15 protein-coding genes and 1 riboswitch are annotated in these 18,384 nt (G+C 44.5%); of the genes, 3 read left to right on the forward strand and 12 right to left on the reverse strand.

The genetic code is table 11. The features are described 5' to 3' along the window. Positions 1–12 precede the first annotated feature (12 nt). A complete protein-coding gene (locus C1N53_RS20405) occupies positions 13–240 on the forward strand; it encodes a hypothetical protein (protein WP_137761063.1) in 228 nt (75 codons plus the stop codon). A 76-nt stretch (positions 241–316) separates the two neighbouring features. On the opposite strand, the gene moeB is transcribed toward C1N53_RS20405, so the two are convergent. From moeB to C1N53_RS20440, 7 genes are all read right to left on the reverse strand, one after another. Next, positions 317–1,405 carry a molybdopterin-synthase adenylyltransferase MoeB gene (gene moeB / locus C1N53_RS20410; protein WP_137761064.1) on the reverse strand — a complete coding sequence of 363 codons (1,089 nt, stop codon included), beginning with the start codon at positions 1,403–1,405 and terminating at the stop codon, positions 317–319. Between the two features lie 286 nt (positions 1,406–1,691). Beyond that, positions 1,692–2,801 (reverse strand): 2-iminoacetate synthase ThiH, encoded by a 1,110-nt coding sequence (gene thiH / locus C1N53_RS20415; RefSeq protein ID WP_137761065.1) that lies wholly within the window; start codon positions 2,799–2,801, stop codon positions 1,692–1,694. Positions 2,802–2,966: 165 nt separating this feature from the next. Next, positions 2,967–3,740 carry a thiazole synthase gene (locus C1N53_RS20420; protein ID WP_137761066.1) on the reverse strand — a complete coding sequence of 258 codons (774 nt, stop codon included), beginning with the start codon at positions 3,738–3,740 and terminating at the stop codon, positions 2,967–2,969. After that, the gene (locus C1N53_RS20425) at positions 3,737–4,381 is read right to left on the reverse strand and encodes a thiamine phosphate synthase (RefSeq protein ID WP_137761067.1); all 645 of its coding nucleotides are present in this window, start codon (positions 4,379–4,381) and stop codon (positions 3,737–3,739) included. Before C1N53_RS20425 ends, C1N53_RS20420 begins: the two co-directional genes overlap by 4 nt. Positions 4,382–4,540: 159 nt before the next feature. Then, positions 4,541–6,403: a phosphomethylpyrimidine synthase ThiC gene (gene thiC / locus C1N53_RS20430; protein WP_137761068.1), complete on the reverse strand. Its 1,863-nt coding sequence runs from the start codon at positions 6,401–6,403 to the stop codon at positions 4,541–4,543. A 226-nt stretch (positions 6,404–6,629) separates the two neighbouring features. Then, on the reverse strand, positions 6,630–6,833 hold the full coding sequence (thiS, locus tag C1N53_RS20435; RefSeq protein ID WP_137761069.1) for a sulfur carrier protein ThiS: 204 nt from the start codon (positions 6,831–6,833) through the stop codon (positions 6,630–6,632). A 78-nt stretch (positions 6,834–6,911) separates the two neighbouring features. Continuing rightward, positions 6,912–7,019, reverse strand: a riboswitch (TPP riboswitch). A 93-nt stretch (positions 7,020–7,112) separates the two neighbouring features. Further along, positions 7,113–8,219 (reverse strand): mechanosensitive ion channel family protein, encoded by a 1,107-nt coding sequence (locus C1N53_RS20440; RefSeq protein ID WP_240773303.1) that lies wholly within the window; start codon positions 8,217–8,219, stop codon positions 7,113–7,115. Positions 8,220–8,487: 268 nt separating this feature from the next. On the opposite strand from C1N53_RS20440, the gene C1N53_RS20445 reads away from it, so the two are divergent. Beyond that, positions 8,488–9,816: an MFS transporter gene (locus C1N53_RS20445; protein ID WP_137761070.1), complete on the forward strand. Its 1,329-nt coding sequence runs from the start codon at positions 8,488–8,490 to the stop codon at positions 9,814–9,816. 94 nt (positions 9,817–9,910) lie between these two features. Here C1N53_RS20445 and C1N53_RS20450 read toward each other — a convergent pair whose 3' ends face one another. The 5 genes from C1N53_RS20450 to C1N53_RS20470 form a co-directional block, all read right to left on the reverse strand. After that, positions 9,911–12,166, reverse strand: coding sequence for a LysM peptidoglycan-binding domain-containing protein (locus tag C1N53_RS20450; RefSeq protein WP_137761071.1), 2,256 nt, complete (start codon positions 12,164–12,166; stop codon positions 9,911–9,913). Positions 12,167–12,454: 288 nt separating this feature from the next. After that, on the reverse strand, positions 12,455–13,099 hold the full coding sequence (locus C1N53_RS20455) for an O-methyltransferase (protein WP_137761072.1): 645 nt from the start codon (positions 13,097–13,099) through the stop codon (positions 12,455–12,457). 96 nt (positions 13,100–13,195) lie between these two features. Next, on the reverse strand, positions 13,196–14,428 hold the full coding sequence (locus tag C1N53_RS20460) for a pitrilysin family protein (RefSeq protein ID WP_137761073.1): 1,233 nt from the start codon (positions 14,426–14,428) through the stop codon (positions 13,196–13,198). Between the two features lie 108 nt (positions 14,429–14,536). Beyond that, positions 14,537–15,187, reverse strand: a complete 651-nt coding sequence (locus C1N53_RS20465) for a hypothetical protein (protein ID WP_240773304.1) — start codon at positions 15,185–15,187, stop codon at positions 14,537–14,539. A 296-nt stretch (positions 15,188–15,483) separates the two neighbouring features. After that, positions 15,484–16,611, reverse strand: coding sequence for a glycosyltransferase family 1 protein (locus C1N53_RS20470; RefSeq protein WP_137761075.1), 1,128 nt, complete (start codon positions 16,609–16,611; stop codon positions 15,484–15,486). 221 nt (positions 16,612–16,832) lie between these two features. Here C1N53_RS20470 and C1N53_RS20475 point away from each other — a divergent pair, with 221 nt between their 5' ends. Then, on the forward strand, positions 16,833–18,122 hold the full coding sequence (locus tag C1N53_RS20475) for an aminopeptidase P family protein (protein ID WP_137761076.1): 1,290 nt from the start codon (positions 16,833–16,835) through the stop codon (positions 18,120–18,122). Positions 18,123–18,384 lie beyond the last annotated feature (262 nt).

Below are 18,384 nucleotides of genomic sequence, written 5' to 3' on the forward strand. Positions count from 1 at the left end.
ATAGCTGTATCTATGGAAGATGATAAAGAAGCAGAACGTTTAAGAAGACTGCATATTTATGACTATAAATGTGTCTTAATTCCTTTGCTGGAAAGTAAAATAAAGGAATATGAGCAGAACAGAAAGGAATACCCAGATTTTGAAAGTTATGTGCCAGAGCTTGTAGCGTACTTACATTCGTTGTCACCGCAGACTATAAACGCTCAAATTAGAGTGCATAGGAACTATGGTCAAAAGTAGTATTAATTGCTGCTTCTTGAAAAAAAGTATTATTGTTAATGATATAGATATCTTAACCTACTTTAGGAGGCATTAGTTAATACGGATACCCATCAATGCCGCCGGTCAGGTTGTAGAAAGTAGTGCCAGGGAAGTGCTGTTGGAGTAGCTGGATAGCCTGGCGGCTGCGGCTGCCTGTTTTACAATGCACCACTATCGTTTTTTGAGGTTCTATTTGGCTGAAGTGCTGCTCCAGTTCTGATAGTGGCAGCAGTACTCCCTCTATATTATACTGCTCGTACTCATGCGGCTCCCGCACATCAAGCAGTTGGAAATCAATTTCCTCATCCAGCATATCTTTCAGTTCATCAGCGGAGATTTCGTTTATTTCGGCAGCAGGTGTGGTTGTAGCAGGAGAGCAGAAGGCTTCATAATCTGACAGGAGTTGCCTTACCTCGGCCTGATCTGTTCGACGGAAATTAAAAGCGCTTGTTTCCATGGTTAAGGCATTGAGCATGAATAGGCGCCCTGATAGTTTCGTGCCTATTTGGCATATAATTTTGATAGCCTCGTTTGCCTGAATGGTGCCAATTATACCTGGTAATACACCCAAAACACCTATCTCGGCACAATTAGGTACTTCATCTTTGCCAGGAGGCTCCGGGAAGAGACAGCGGTAAGAGGGACCGTTCAGGTAATGGAATACCGTTACCTGTCCTTCAAATTTAAAAATTGAGCCAAACACCAGCGGCTTCTGCAATAGAGCACAGGCATCGTTCACCAGGTAGCGTGTCGGGAAGTTGTCGGAGCCATCTACCACCAGATCATACGCCTGCACTAGCTCCAGCGCATTCTGCACAGTTATACCCTGCCCGTGCACTACAAACTGCACAAAAGGGTTTTGTAGTTTTAGCTTACGTGCTGCTACCTCTGCTTTAGGCTGCCCAACTTCTTCTGCTGTAAACAGAACCTGGCGGTGCAGGTTGCTCTCCGATACTACATCATAATCGGCTATACCTATGGTGCCCACACCCGCAGCTGCTAAATACTGTAGAATAGGGCAACCTAATCCTCCTGCTCCAATTACCAATACCCGCGCCTCTTTCAGCTTCTGCTGTCCGGCAGGGCCGATTTCAGGTAGTATAATCTGGCGATTGTAACGGTTATATTCGGCAGGAGAAAACATTTCTTAGGAAGTTAAGAGGTAAAAAGTTAGATAGTTTAAGAGTTAGAAAGTTATTTGTGAGTTGAGGGTTGAAAGTTATGAGTTTTGTAGGATTTAAAACAGGAGTTATTTTTTAAGGCTCCTGACCTGTTCTTCTGTAAAGTTATAAATCATTTAAATAATGAGCTGTTACTAATGAGCTAAAGAAAAAAGTTAATAAGAAAGTAAGGTTGAATTTCCCGTCACACATCCCCAAATTTCCAATTCTATTCCTCCCTAACTCTTCCCTCCATACCTCGCTAACTTTCTAACTTAAAACGCTGTCCCAGTCTTTCCAGACAGCTTCGTAGCCCTGGCTGCGGATCATGCGGATGATTTCAGCGGGTGTGCGTTCGTCGCTGATTTCGAACTGCTCCAGCGCTTTTTCCTGCGAGGCGTAACCGCCTGGGTCTGTTTTAGAACCGGCGCTGATGGAGGTAATGCCCAGCTTAACTACGTTGTTGCGGAATGTCTGGCTTTCGCGGGTAGACATTGATAGCTCCACTTCTTCGTTAAATATACGATACGCGCAGATTAGCTGTACAAGCTCCCGGTCGTTCATTTCTACTTTAGGCGGCAATCCGCCGGAGAAAGGGCGTAGCCTTGGGAAGGAAATAGAATACTTCGTTTGCCAGTATTTCTTCTCCAGGTAGCTCAGGTGTAGTGCTGTAAAGAAGCTATCGGTGCGCCAGTCTTCCAGGCCAATCAGTACGCCCAGTCCAATTTTATGTATACCTGCCTGGCCAAGGCGGTCAGGAGTTTCGATGCGGTACTGGAAGTTCGACTTTTTGCCTTTCGGATGGTGCTTTTTATAGTCTTCCTGGTGATAGGTTTCCTGGTAAACCAGCACGGTATTCAGCCCCAGTGGCACCAGCTCTTCATAGTCGTGCTGGTCGAGTGGCTGTACTTCCATAGAAATATGCGAGAAGTATGGCCTGATCAGTTGTAGCACATTCTTGAAGTAAGGCACTCCTACAGTTTTGTTGGCCTCACCTGTTACCAGCAGCACATGATCGTAACCATAGCCTTTAATTACTTCCACCTCTTTCAGAATCTGCTCATGGGTGAGGGTGGTGCGGGGTATAGGGTTATCGAGGCTGAAACCGCAGTAGGTGCAGATGTTCTGGCATTCATTCGAAAGGTAGAGCGGAATGTACAGTTGCAGCGTTTTTCCAAATCGCTTCTGTGTAAGCTGCTGACTTAGCTGTGCCATCTGCTCCAGGTAAGGCATGGCAGCAGGAGAGATAAGTGCTTTAAAATCCTCAAGATCGCGCACAGGTTTCACCAGCGCCTGTTCTACATCAGCACCTGTTTTAGCATAGATGCCTTGCTTCACCTCATCCCAGCTATACTGTTCAAATACTTCGTTAAAGCCCACTTTATTAGTTAAGGTTAAAAGTTTAGAATTATGAGTTGAGCGGATCAGAAATTAAGTTGCATGAGCCATGCCGCCTTTGCTGGCGCGAGACGGTATGGGTTTCAGCGAATACTTTCCCCACCGCGTGCAGGTATAAAAGTCTTACGTCCTTTGTCCTTTATTAAATTATAGCTCATCCAGAAAAGCTGTAAGCGGGCTGCTTGCTTCTGCCAAATTGCCTGCCGGAGCTAGTTTTGCTTCGTAGGCCATACGTCCTGCTTCTACAGCCATTTTAAATGCTTTTGCCATTTGCACCGGGTTCGGAGATACAGCTATGGCTGTATTCACTAACACCGCATCTGCACCTAGTTCCATTGCTTCTGCTGCATGTGAGGGAGCACCTATACCGGCATCTACCACCACAGGCACGTGGCTTTGCTGGATAATAATTTTTAAAAACGCTCTGGTTTGCAGGCCGTTGTTGCTGCCAATGGGGGAGCCCAAGGGCATAACGGCTGCCACCCCAACTTCCTCGAGCCGCTTGCACAGCACCGGATCGGCATGTATGTAGGGCAGCACCACAAAACCCAGCTTTACCAGTTCCTCCGCTGCCTTTAGCGTCTCAACAGGGTCGGGGAGCAGGTATTTGGGGTCGGGGTGAATTTCCAGCTTCAGCCAGTTTGTTTCCAGTGCCTCACGTGCCAGTTGAGCTGCAAAAACTGCTTCTTTGGAATTGCGAACTCCCGATGTATTAGGTAGCAGGCTGAACTGTGGATGTGACAGGTGCTGTAAAATGTCATCGTCCTGATTGTGTACATCCACTCGCTTTAGTGCTACTGTTACTAACTCTGATCCGGATGCCAGCAGCGCTTCTTCCATTTCCAAACTGGAGCTAAACTTACCGGTGCCAGTAAAGAGGCGGGAAGTGAATGTTTTATTGGCTATTGTTAAGTCTTTCATTTTGTTTGATATTGGTACAGTTCATCTGTTAACTGAGATACCGCCTGTTTTTTATCCTGCGCCATGTTTATGCCCGAAGAAACAGCTATTCCGTGTATACCAACCTGAAGCAAGGGAGCAATATCTGTTGGGGTAATGCCGCCAATAGCCACAACCGGAGTTGTGATGCCAGACAGAGTACATTGCTGCAGTAGCTGCTCGTATCCGTTCAGGCCAAGTATAGGGCTTAGGTTTTCTTTGGTGCTGGTAAAGCGGAAGGGGCCGAGGCCAATATAGTCTACTTCTGCTGCTATAAGCCGCTGTATATCTTCGAAGGTATTGGCCGTGCCTCCTATTATTTTAGCAGTGCCCATAAGCTTACGAGCCGCAGCAGGTGCCATATCTGTTTTACCTAAATGCACGCCATCGGCACCTACTTCGGCAGCCAAAGCAACGTTGTCGTTGATGATAAAAGTAGCGCCGTAGTGGCGGCAGATTTCCTGGGTGCGGAGTGCCTCTTCCTTCCAAAGGTTGTAAGAAGCGTTTTTCACCCGCAACTGCACCCAATCCACCCCTGCAGCACAAGCCCCGGCAGCTGCTTCGGAATGGTTTTTACCTGCAATTGCCTGGGTGATGTAATGCAGTTTAGCTATCTTCTTCATGTTTCGTTACGGTGTATGCCTGCCCGCCTGGTGCGGCAAAGGCAGGCAAAGGTTATTTTTGTTTTCTGCTGTTTTGCCTGCTCCTTGCTTCGTTTTTCACTGGCAAAGGAGAGGCAAACGCAACAGGTTTCATAGCCTGGAAAAGCAGGGCGAGGTATTTTACAGGTATAGTTCGGAACCTTGTTCTTTAAAAGCAGCCGATCTTTCTTCCATTCCTTTATCGAAGACTTCCTCGGTGGCTACGCCTGTTTTTTCGGCATAGTCGCGCACTTCCTGCGTTATTTTCATAGAGCAGAAATGCGGACCGCACATAGAACAGAAGCGGGCTACTTTGGCACCTTCGGCCGGTAAAGTCTCATCATGAAACTCACGGGCTGTGACTGGGTCGAGCGACAGGTTGAACTGGTCCTGCCAACGGAACTCGAAACGGGCTTTGCTCAGGGCGTTGTCACGGTACTGTGCGCCCGGGTGGCCTTTGGCCAGATCGGCAGCATGGGCAGCCAGTTTATAGGTGATTACCCCGTCTTTTACATCTTTTTTGTTTGGAAGGCCCAGGTGTTCTTTAGGCGTTACGTAGCAAAGCATAGCCGTTCCAAACCAGCCGATCATAGCCGCTCCGATAGCCGATGTAATGTGGTCATAACCAGGGGCAATATCAGTGGTGAGGGGACCGAGGGTGTAAAATGGCGCCTCATGGCACTCCTTCAGCTGCTTGTCCATGTTTTCTTTGATAAGGTGCATCGGGATGTGGCCCGGGCCTTCTATAATCACCTGCACATCGTGCTTCCAGGCAATTTTAGTCAGCTCACCCAGTGTTTCCAGCTCAGCGAACTGAGCGGCATCGTTAGCATCGGCAATAGAGCCAGGTCTTAAACCATCGCCCAGCGAGAATGCCACATCATAAGCTTTCATTATTTCACAGATATCTTCGAAATGTGTGTACAGGAAGTTCTCCTTATGATGTGCCAGGCACCACTTCGCCATAATAGAGCCTCCACGTGAAACAATGCCTGTTACTCGTTTTGCTGTAAGCGGCACATAGCGCAGCAACACACCGGCGTGTATGGTGAAATAGTCCACCCCCTGCTCAGCCTGCTCAATAAGTGTGTCTTTGAAAATTTCCCAGGTCAGGTCTTCGGCTTTGCCGTTTACTTTTTCCAGTGCCTGGTAAATCGGAACAGTGCCAATCGGAGCAGGAGAGTTTCGGATGATCCATTCGCGGGTTTCGTGGATATTTTTGCCTGTGGAAAGGTCCATAATGGTATCGGCGCCCCAGCGGCAGGCCCATACAGCCTTTTCTACTTCTTCTTCAATGCTAGAAGTAACAGCAGAGTTTCCGATGTTGGCGTTTATCTTTACCAGGAAATTACGGCCAATAATCATCGGCTCGCTTTCAGGGTGGTTAATGTTGCTGGGTATAACGGCACGTCCCGCGGCCACTTCGGCTCTTACAAACTCAGGCGTGATAAAACCTTTGGGAGTATTGGCGCCAAAGCTATGCCCCTCGTGCTGATGCCCCAGTTCCTGTATTTCCTGTATACGCTGGTTTTCACGGATGGCAATATACTCCATTTCCGGCGTGATGATGCCTTTGCGGGCGTAGTGTAGCTGGCTTACATTCTGCCCTGGCTTGGCGCGAAGCGGCTTGCGGAGGTGCTCAAAACGCAGCGCATCCAGCTTTTCATCGTATAGCCTTGCCTTGCCGTAGTCGGAGGTTATTTCTGCTAGCTCCTCCACATCCTGGCGGTTCAGAATCCATTCTTCCCGCAGGCGAGGCAGGCCCTGCCGTACATCTATCGCTATGTTGGGGTCGGTGTAAGGGCCGCTGGTATCGTAAACTGTTACAGGTGCGTTCGGTTCGCTGTTTTCAACCCCCAGAAACTTGTTCACGGTATCTTCCAACACAATTTCGCGCATGGCAACTTTAATGTCGTGCAGCTGGCCAGGCACGTATACTTTGCGGGAGCCCGGAAAAGGATCGCGTGTAATAGCGCTGGCAGTAGGCATTTTGTCTTGTTTCATATTTCTGAATCTAGTATGTAGACATTAGGTTTAAGACACAGGATTTTTTGAACATTGATAGAGCTTAGCATGCTTCTGCTAAATATTAACTCAATTCCCGACCTCTTTTATAGGGCTGAGAAGTTTAGATTACAGCATGATTTAAAATTAACTCAGCTAAGGAGCAGGAGTAGCAGCCTTTATAAACATTGTGTTCATCCTGATATTTTGTAAATCCTGATTCGGATCACCCTCCTTGAGTAGCCCGAATAACAGTTACTTTATCATTATCCTGGAGTAGGTGTGCCTGCCAGTTTGTTTTGGGCACAATCTGGTTGTTCACGGCAATGGCCAGGCCACGCGTGTGCTGCACCTGAAGCAGGTTCAGAATAGCGGATACAGGCTGAGGCTGCGTAAGCTCCTCCGGCTGGTTGTTAATAAAGATCTTCATGATTCGCTCGGGTTGGGATACAGTTAGCTTGAACGCCGGTGTGCCGAGCGGCAGTAAGAAGAAGTAAGAAGACAGGTCTGTTTATCATATACTTTTCCCTTCGTCAGTGCTAACTGTATCAGGTTCAGAGGGTATTTCTCAGTTCTGCGCTTATGCGTCAAGCGCAGAACACCCCTAAAGTGTTTGATCAAAGCTAAAGCTTTACTTGATTAATAACAAGTTTTAATTTATAAATATAAATAATCATTTTAGATTAGATTTATCGGAAATGGCATTACCTTAAACCAGAAGCGGACTTTCTTTCTCATCCTTTTGCTGCCCTCCCTGCTGCTCATTCACGACAAATAAAGTGCGGGTTGGGTAGGCAATTTCTACGCCCATTTCTGCGAAAGACTTATAAATACCCAGATTTATAGCTTGTTGTATGTCCATATACACGTTATAACTGGAGTCTAGTACATAGTATACAATTTCAAAATCGAGGCTGGAGTCGCCGTAAGATACAAAGTGGGCACGATCGAACTCCACTGGGCTTTGTTCCAGGATAATTGACTTCAGAACCTCGGGAATTTTTGCGAGGTCTTCGTAAGAGGTCTGGTAAGTAACGCCGATTTTAAACAAGACTCTGCGGCGCTGCATCCGTTTGAAGTTGTGAATGCGGGAGCTGGTCAGGTCGCTGTTCGAGAAAATAAGCTGCTCGCCTGAAAGTGTTTTAATGCGGGTTGTTTTTACGCCAATGTTTTCAATAACTCCGTTCTTATCGTCAATTACCACAAAGTCGCCAATTTCGAAGGGTTTATCTAAGAAGATAACAAAATAGTTAAAAAGGTCGCCGAGTATATTCTGTGCTGCCAGCGCCACTGCAATACCTCCCACACCCAAACCTGCTATAACAGCTGTCAGGTCGTAACCCAGGTTGTCGAACAGGAAGCCTAGGCCTATAAACCATACAATGGCGTTGATAATGAGTTTAAGTGCCCCAAACTCATTTAAAGTTTCAGAGCCCTGGTGCCTTTTCTTCAGGTATGCTTTTAACAGCATTACCAAGGTAGAAGAAACAAAGAGAATGACTAAAACAGTAATGGCAACCGTTGTAACCCTGCTTAAAAACACGTTTGCCTTGGCCGATAGCCGGAGGTATTCAAAAGCAAAATAGATAATGCTGATGTTGATAATAGGAATACCATAGCGGCTAAAGGTTTGCACCACAGAATCATCAAGATTTGTTTCTGTGTTCTCGGCAATCTTAGCGACTTTGGTAAGTATAAATCTTTTAAAGGCCTTTACTAGCAATAAGGAAACAAATACAAAGGCAGTTGCAATAAGGTAATCTCTGACAGTATTGTGAAGGTAAGTTCTGTTTAAGAATTCATTTATTTCATCCATAGTATAAAGGGTTATCCCGCAGATAAACTGAATTTATGTGTTAAAAATGAACAAAAATTTTACTGGCTTTCCAGGTATTGTTCTCTTGATTACGATCTGGTATAGCTAGAAAAGCAGGCTGCTGCACAGGCTGTCTTGCTGCGACCAAGGTTAAAATTAAATCATATAGCACGGGCTTCCAAAAGAAATCGGCCTAACTATAACAACACTACACCTGCTATACGTAAGAAAAAGCCTGTGCAGAAACAGGTGCAGCAAATTAATTTTAATGGCAACAGAGGAAACTTCAAGTAATATTGGTGGTATGTTCAGGGCCTTGCAGTATCGCAATTACAGGCTTTTTTTTATAGGGCAGGGTATATCACTTATAGGCACCTGGATGCAACAGATCGCACTGAGCTGGCTGGTGTACCGCCTTACAGATTCGGTGTTTTTGTTGGGTGCTGTTACTTTTTGCAGCCAGGTACCCTCCTTTGTACTGGGGCCATTTGCAGGTGTGGTTGCAGACCGGTTTGACAGGCACAAGGTGCTGGTAGTGACGCAGGTGCTCTCTATGGTGCAGGCCTCTACTCTAACGGCTCTGGTGCTTACCAATACAGTGCAGATATGGCATGTGCTGGCGTTGAGTGCTTTTCTGGGAATTGTAAATGCTTATGATATTGCTACCCGCCAGGCTTTTGTAATCCAGATGGTAGATAAACGGGAGGATGTAAGCAATGCCATTGCTCTGAACTCTTCTATGTTTAACATGGCCAGGTTGGTAGGGCCGTCAGTGGCAGGTATTTTAATAGCAGCAGTAGGAGAGGGAATGTGCTTTCTGATTAATGCTGTCAGTTATGTGGCTGTTATTGGGTCGTTGCTGCTCATGCGTCTGAAGCCTTTTGAGAAAGTGATCCAGGAACGAAAGGTTTGGCAGTCGTTGAAGGAAGGCTTTGGCTATGCGTTCGGGTTTGCACCAATAAGAGCCCTCATTAGTATAGTGGCGTGCCTGAGTTTATTCGGGATGCCCTTTAGCGTACTGATGCCTGTTTTTGCACGAGACATACTGCATGGCGGGGCCAATACGCTAGGTTATTTAATGGGTGCTTCGGGTGTAGGCGCACTGATAGGAGCCTTGTTTCTGGCGCAACGCAAAACAGTGGTGGGCTTGGGGAAAGTGATGGTGTTTACAATGCTGACTTTTGGTGTGGGCCTGATCGCTTTCTCATTTTCGGAAGTGTTGCCGGTGTCCCTGGTGTGTATGCTGTTCAGCGGTTTTGGCATGATTGTGACAATGGCCTCCTGCAATACCTTGCTGCAGACTATCGTGGAAGACGACAAGCGTGGCCGTGTGATGAGTTTGTACAGCATGGCTTTTATGGGAATGGCACCTTTCGGGAGTATGTTGGCCGGCTCTGTGGCAGCGTATCTGGGCGTTAACTATACCCTGGCAGCCTGTGGAGTACTTTGTGCTCTTAGCATTGTGCCGTTTGCTTTAAATCTGGGAAGGCTGCGTAAAATGGTAGATCCTATTTATGAGCGTTTAGGTATTTTGCCTGAAATAGCGACCGGACTACAGTCTGCTTCTACGCTCACAACTCCGCCTGAAGAGAGATAAACCCAACAATAAGAAAGCTATTATAAACAAAAGAGGAAAGACCTGCAGAAAGATCTTTCCTCTTTGATGACGGTTGCCAGGTATGTCTCTACCCCTATGGCTTCCTTACTACAAGCTTTTCTCCAACAGCTACATTAAAGTCGCTTTTCTTGTTCCATTCCATAATGTCTTTGATGGTAACTCCATACTTGCGGGATATCTGGTACATGCTTTCGCCTGATTGCACTACATGGTAGTTCCCCTGGCTGGTTTCGGAGGCTGCTGGTTTTGGGGCGGCGGCAGGTGCAGTATATCCCTGGGGAGCCACCACGCGTAGTTGCTGACCCACCTTTATATTAGTGTCTGTCATGTTGTTCCAGTCCAGCAGGTTTTCCATGGTAATGCCATACTTTCGGGTGATCTGGTAAAGTGTTTCCCCTGTTTCTACTGTATGATAAGGACTGCCTGTTGCTGTTGGTGCAAAAGGCTCATGACGCTCAGCCGGTGCCATCTGCGGCTGAGCAATCAATAATTCCTGGCCGATTTTTATTGGTTCATCGCCCAGGTTATTCCACGTGGAAATATCGTTTACAGATACGGCATACATTCTGGAGATGCCATACAGTGTTTCTCCTTGTTGCACCACGTGAGTGGTAGCTTTTGTAACAGGTGTAGGCGCTTTTTCTTGTACAGGAGCTGGCTGGGAAGAAAATACAGATTCCTGAACCGGAGTAGTGTTGGTTACAGTGGTGGTTACTGGAGCTACTGTTCCCGAATCAGGCTTTGACTGAGGCGATGCAGGTGCTGTTGTAGTTTTTTTGCCAGGATAAACAGCCGCTTTGGTTGATCTTTTTACCGCTTCTCCTTCTTCTATGGAATAGGTTGTTTCTTCAAACTCTTCTTCTAAAGCTGCTTCATCTTCTGTTTCATCCTCAGTTTCCTCAGCTGCAACAACCACTGTTTCTTCTGTAGTGTCGGCTGGCTTTTTCTTCAGGCTGTTGATAAATCTTGTAAAGATATTTTCTTTAGGTGCTGGTTCTGCTTCAGTTGAGGAAGCAGAAACTTTTGGTGAGGGTGCTTCTTTTACTGCAATAGCTGTATTTGGCACGGATAGCGGCTGTTGTTTCAGGTCACGAATCTCAACAGGAGTTTTAGCAGGACGTCTTTTCTGCAGCCAAAGCACACGTCCGGGTACAGGAACCTCAGCCCTGTCCATACGGTTTTTAAACAACAGGTAAGTTAATCTCATGCCGTAATGCTGTGAAATCATCTGCATGGTTTCTCCTGGCTGCACGACATGATATTCTTTATCTGCCTTAGTCCTTTTCTGCTCAATATAATATGCGCTGCCTTTTTCGATATTGTCAAAGCTATGCATGTCATTATAATTTAAGAATTTCCGGGTTGAAATGCCTGCCTGCAAAGCAAGCTTGTCTTTGGTATCGCCCTCTCTGGCAACCAATGCGTTTAACCCGTTTTTCTTAATGATACTGGCGGCTGGTTGTGTAGTTTGTTTGGCTATAGGCGTTGAAGTGGTGGTAGAAGCGAGTAACGGGCCACCTTCGGCACCAGTCTGTATTGGTACCATCACATAATAATCTTTGTCTGAAGGAATAGAACTGCCCAATAACCACTTATTGTACTTCTCAAGCTCAGCATAATCTGTCTGAGTGGCTAAAGCAATATCGGTCAGGCTTTGGCCAGGTGTGGCACGCATTTCTCTGAGTGAAACAATGGGCCTTTTTCCTACAAAGTTTTCGTAGGCAACTTTATGTGCCAGGAAAGTGAGCAGGTAAGGGTGTGTTTTTTCAGTTACCTCCATTTTTTTACTTCCAATATCAGAAGGGCTGGTAGCTGTTTTTGCACCTGAGTAGCCAAGCAGGTAAGAAAGAATGGTATTAAACCAGTTATCGTAGTAGTTGTTGCTGCGCTTAAAATACTTTGCTGCACCGCGGCTTGCTTCTATAATATGTTTGCGCTCATCAATAATATGATCGATACGAAGGCTAAAGTCCTGAGCAGCCTCTTTCTTGAATTGCCAGTAACCAACTGCGTTAGAAGTGGAAACAGCATCGCCTATCAGACCGCTTTCCTGTAGAGCCAGGAATTTAAAATCATCAGGTACGCCTTCTTCTCTGAAAGTCCGCTCAATGATAGGGAAATAAGCATCGGCCAGGTTTACCTTAATGTTAAAGTAGGTGGGGTGGCGATGCAGGGCATCTACTTTTTTCTGTATTTCCTGTTGCGCACCATCCGATATTTTAAGGTGAACATCTGCCACATATATATTTTTTGGTACTACTACAGCGCTTTGTGCCCATGCCATTAGCGGCAACAAAAGCAGCAGGAGAAGAGGTAAGCTTTTTCTCATAACGAGGGGTAATTAAACAAACAGGCTAATTAAAATTCTTGTTATACTTTCTGTTTAAACAGAAGCATGTAAGGTGCTCTAGTATAGTTTATTCAGAATATAATATGAACCTACAAAATTAGAGTTTTTTGTTTCTCTTCCTAGGTTTGAAAACGAAGATGTGCGGATAAAATTTTTATAAAAAGAAGGAGTTTTGCTTCCCCTATAGGAGGAGGTAGGGGAGACGTAAAATTTAAAGTTGAGTGTTTCTGCTACTTAAGCATAAAAAAAGAGGCTTTTAGCCTCTTTCTACAGTTTGCGTGCGACCAGGAGTCCGTCCCGTATTGGCATCAGAATATTTTCAACACGTTCATCATCGTGTACTTTTTTATTGAAAGCGAGTAAGGCGGCAGTGTCCTCGTCAAGCTTCTTTCGATACTTCTCCAGTACCTTGCCACTCCATAGCACGTTGTCGGCAATTATGTATCCACCCTGGTTTACTTTATCTATAACCATATCGTAATATAGGGCATTGTTAATTTTATCAGCATCAATAAATACCAGATCAAACGTGGCTTCAATTGTTGGGATAATATCAAGTGCATGGCCAATATAATATTTTATGCTATCCTGAAGCCCAGCTTCTGCAAAATAACCCCGCACAACGTCTTCCAGCTCTTCATTCTTATCAATTGTGTGCAGTATGCCTCCTGCTTGCATACCCTCTGCCAGGCAAATAGCAGAATAACCCGTATAGGTGCCTATTTCCAGAATCTGATTTGGGCGTATCATGTGAGAGAACATGGCCAGTAATCTTCCCTGCAGGTGGCCGGATAGCATGCGCGGTTTTAACACGTTCAGGTGCGTCTGGCGGTTAACCTTGCGCAGCAGTGCGCCTTCTGGCGAAGTATGCTCTTCTGAATAATTTAAAAGTTCCTCGTCTATGAATTCCATATGTAAATTTGAGAATTTGAAGAAGTGGGAATTTGAAAACTATGTTTGGCTCCCTTATTTCTAATTCATAATTTTTAATTGAACAAGCTTCGCTTGTTACAAAGGTACATAGTTTAAAAAGCTTAGCTTGTCCTCGCTTAGCACGTCGTTTGCAATATCTACTAATTCCTGGGCGGTAATTCTTCGGATCTGTTCAAAGATGTCGTTCAGAGAATCGATGGAATTCTGGTCCAGGATGCTTTTACCCATCATCATCATCAGGCCCATGTTGCTTTCTTCGGCCATGGCTAACTGCCCCATCAGCTGTTCTTTGGTAGTATGCAGTTGCAGCGATCCCAGCGGCTTTTCCCGTAGCTTTCTCAGCTCTTTCAGCACGAGAGATGTTGTGCGCTTCAGCTGCTTTTTCTCGGTGCCAAAGTAAATACTGAGCAGGCCAGTATCTATATAGGTAGCATAGTTGGCATCTATGGTATACACTAGTCCGTGCTTTTCGCGAACGGCGAGGTTAAGGCGCGAGTTCATGCCTGGTCCGCCCAAAAGGTTTACCAGCATAAAAAATGGGATCCGGCGTTTGTCGTTTAAGGCATAGGCAGGACAGCCTATTACACAGTGTGCCTGTGATATAGACTTCTCCAGCGTAACTGTGCGGGGTATATAGTTGTCGAAGCCAAGTCTGTTGCGGCTTTTCTGAATAGTTGGTATATCAGCCAGGTATTTCTCTGCCAGCTTCAACACTTTTTCGAATGGCAAATTACTCACAGAGCAAAATACCAAAAAATCTGTGCTAAGGTTCCTGTCTATAAAGTTCAGGAAATCCTGTTTCTTAAAACCGGCTACACTTTCTTTTGTACCCAGGATATTGTACCCAAGTGGGTGCTTTCCAAAAATTACCTCGTCAAATTCATCTACAATAGCTTCTTCAGGCGTATCAAGGTACATCGACATCTCCTCCAGAATAACTCCACGTTCTTTTTCGATTTCCTTTTCAGGAAAGACAGAACGAAACGTGATATCAGTAAGCAGTTCGAAAGACTTCTCAAAGTGTTTGTCTAACACGGAGCTGTAAAAGCAGATCTTTTCTTTTGTGGTATAAGCGTTAAGCTCTCCTCCCACTGATTCCAAGCGATTCAGAATATGGAAAGATTTGCGCTTGGTAGTGCCTTTAAAGGCCATGTGCTCCCAAAAGTGTGCTAGGCCTACTTCTTCGGGCAGTTCATCACGACTGCCGATGTCCATTATAAAGCCGCTGTGTGCAATTTTGGTGTGGATTACTTGTTTGTGAACGATACGAATACCGTTCGGTAATGTATGGATATGATAATCAGGCATTCAATTTTAAATTAGCCTGCAAAGATACGGAAAAATTACATGTTTTCGCTGCTTCTGAATGATTTGCCCATGCCTCATTTAGGAGGCGGTGCTAAGAATGTAATTAGCTTAATTAAGCGACCTTCCGCCTACGTTAATCACAAATCCGATTGAAAATACAGAGTAGGCGGCCGTAAGCGTTTTGCCGTTTTTTAAGCCAATGGTTGTTCCGCTGGTATATTGAAGTTGTACAGAAGGGTTAAGTGTTAAGCGGGTGAAAAAGATCGGCTCCAGGAATATATTGCTCTCTGTTGGCTCTGCAATACCATTGTGCAGGTATTTAGTCATGTTTATATAGCTTCCACGCAATACGGTGCCATAATTCAACGGGTATTCCCAGTTCCACAATTTAAACGTTCTTTTCCTTTTAGAGCTGAAATTAACCTGTACAAAGTACTTGTTAAAGTTTGATTCAAAACGTTCGAAGGCGGGTTCGCCCAGTTCATTTCTTGTCTTTTCAGTTCGATCGCTACTTCCTTTGCCGTAGCCGCCATATATTTCAAGCACACGGTTTTGCTGAGGCCCAAAAGTTGTGAAATAACCGCCAGCCGCTTCTATGAGGTTATGCCGGAAGTCACGCTTCTTGCGCTCGCTGTTTAGCATAGAGCCATTAAGCAAGACACCAAAATGATCTGAAACAGCATAAGCAGTGTTAAAAGTAATATTGCCTTTTGGGGTAATATGCCCGGCAGCACTTAATTCGCCTTCTTCTGTGAACATAGGCACATTGGGAACATTGGGCATATAAATAGAAACACAGCTTGAAAAAAGAAGTGGTAGGGTAACAAACAGGAGAAGATATAGCTTGTATCTTTTTTTGAACTGGAAAATGAATTTCATTCCTGGAGCCATTATCTTATATCAGATATATTGTGTTTTATCTATTTAGGTAGAGCAAGTTAGGCTGAATTAAACCTTTTTGCAATTTTGCTTTATGCTGATTTTGATTAAAGAAATTAAGTGCTTCTTAAAAAGAAGAAAGCAGCAGATAGCCGGAACATGCCAATGATTGTTTGTTAGTCTTTCAGTACCTGTTCGTAAAGAGCGTATAGTTGCTTGATGGTGTGCTCAGGCCGGAACTTTAAAGCATGTGTATAACCAGCTTCTATCATCTGCTGGCGTAGGTGCTGGCTTCGACTCACCTCGTTTATGGCCTGCGCTAAGGCCTCTACATCACCTGGTTCTATGTAAATAGCAGCTTCTCCACCAGCTTCGCTGAAACAGGAGCCTTTGGAGGTGATAACAGGCACCCCGCTATTCAAAGCTTCAATAATAGGTATGCCAAAGCCTTCAAATACGGAAGGATACGCAAATACTGTGGCTTGCTGAAAGAAGGCAGGTAGTTCCTGGAATGGTATGTACGGCATAAAATGCACTTTCCCTTCCAGCTTATGCTGTGCCACATACTCTTTCAGCAGGTATGTATATTTGGTTTGCCTGCCAATAAATACCAAATCTAAATCAGTGCCGGATGTATGCCAGGCTTTCAATAAGTTAAGCTGATTTTTACGGGGTTCCAGTGTGCCGACACATAAGAGGTAATGGTTAGGTAAACTGTACTTCTGTTTAATGGCAGCTAGTGCTTCATCGCTACATTTTTGGTGAAAAATAGGGTGGCAGTCCTGGTAAATTACTTCTATTTTAGAAGAGTCGGTGCCGAAGTAGTTCACGATATCCTGCTTTGTCTGCTCGCTGATGGCAACAATCCGATGCGCCTGTTCACAAGCCCGTCGGAATTTATTATTATAAATATTGCGATCTATGGGTTTAAAGAGCTCAGGGTAGCGCAGGTATATCAGATCATGAATGGTAACTACTGCCTTGGTGCCACTCTTTTGAATGTTAGAGGGTAATTCGTTGCTTAGGCCGTGGTAAATATCTAGCTGCTGCTTTTTTAAGACAGAAGCTAACTTGAAAACTCGCCAGAACGAGGAAAATTTCCGCCACACACCTTGTGGCTCCACTACATGAACTGAGTTTGTGGAATTATAGAAGTTACTGAAAAGCTGATGCTGTTTAGTAGTATAGAGTATGTACTCGTCCTGAGGGAATTGCTGTATAAGCGAGTCTATTATAAAACGGCTGTAGTTGCCTAGCCCGGAAGCATTTGTAAAGGCTCGTTTAGCGTCAAATCCTATCTTCATTAACTTAGATACTATTTATTCAGGGTGCAAGTATACAAATTGTTTTGTTTGCATGAGCTTCCGGAAATACCATAGAAGCTTCTATGATCTTGATTGAAATAACCTAAAGTAAACAGCTGTTTAGAAATAACCAGGTATATAAAAAGTAAAATATTTAATTGTTATTTGTATATCTTTAAAAGTAAATATGTGCAGCTACAAATTTTACCTCTTCAAAAGCTATGAAATACACACCTATCGATCCTGCTTTGTTTGTTCAGAACCGCCGGAAGTTTTGCAAGCAGCTAAAGCCTTCATCCATTGCAGTTTTTCATTCGAATGATGTAATGCCTGCAAATGCTGATGCTACCATGGCTTTTAAGCAAAATAACGACTTGTTTTATTTAACTGGGCTAGATCAGGAAGAAAGCATCCTGCTCATTTACCATGATGCGCGCGATCCCAGGATGAAGGAAGTATTGTTCATCAGGGAAACAAACGATCAGATTGCCAGATGGGAGGGATATAAATACACTAAAGAGCATGCCCAAAAAGTATCAGGAATAAGCACCATATTTTGGACGCATGAGTTTGAGCAGGTATTAAATAGCCTGATACTGGAGGTGGAGCATGTTTATCTGAATACCAATGAGCACTTGCGGGCGGTTGTAGAAGTAGAAACACGGGACTCCCGGTTTATTAAATGGTGCCAGCAACGTTATCCGCTGCATAAATACGAACGAAACGCTCCTATAATGCATTACCTGCGGGCAATTAAGTCTGAATATGAAATAAATTTAATAAAGCAGGCTTGTGCTATTACAGGAAGGGGCTTTCGCAGGTTACTCCGTTTTATTAAGCCAGGAGTAATGGAATACGAAATCGAGGCTGAGATATGGCACGAATTTCTGCGTAACCGTTCTACAGGGCCCGCTTATAGTTCCATTATTGCTTCAGGAGCAAATGCCTGTATTTTACACTACATTGATAACAATAAAGAATGTCAAGACGGCGACCTGCTCTTAATGGATTTTGGTGCTGAGTATGCCAATTATGCTTCGGATCTGACACGGACGGTGCCTGTAAACGGTAAATTTTCAAAGCGGCAGCGCGATGTTTATGAAGCCGTTTTACGTGTAATGAAAGCTGCTACCCAGATGCTGGTACCGGGCAATACATTAGATCAGTATCATGCCTTTGTAGGAAGGGTGATGGAAAACGAGCTTATTCGCCTGGGCTTACTGAATGAAAGTGATGTACGTAACCAGGATCCTGGTAAACCCCTGTACAAGAAGTATTTTATGCATGGCACCTCACACTTTCTAGGGCTTGATGTACACGATGTGGGAAACAAGTACAGGCCATTTGAAGAAGGAATGGTATTTACCTGTGAACCTGGTATCTATATTCCGGAAGAGGGAATGGGAGTACGACTGGAGAATGATATTCTAATTACTAAAAGCGGTCCGGAAGATTTGATGAAAGAGATACCGCTCGAAGCAGATGAAATAGAAAGACTAATGGCCAGGTAAGAAAGCACGGGTATAGGTGCAAATTTGATGATTGGGTAACCTTTCTTTTATAGTATTTCGTTTAAGCCAAACTAGATTTGAATTCGTCTTCATTTTTTGGATTAAAAAGAAATATTAACATGGAATATACCTTTTTGAAAATTAAGCCGTAGTGATATTACATTAGCTATTTAGAGTACAGTAAACTTAAATGAAAACTTTTAAATCCTATTTTGTATTGAGTATCAACTATTCATGTTTGCCAACTTCAAAATTAGAGTAA

This window comes from Pontibacter sp. SGAir0037 (assembly GCF_005491705.1).
GTDB lineage: Bacteria > Bacteroidota > Bacteroidia > Cytophagales > Hymenobacteraceae > Pontibacter.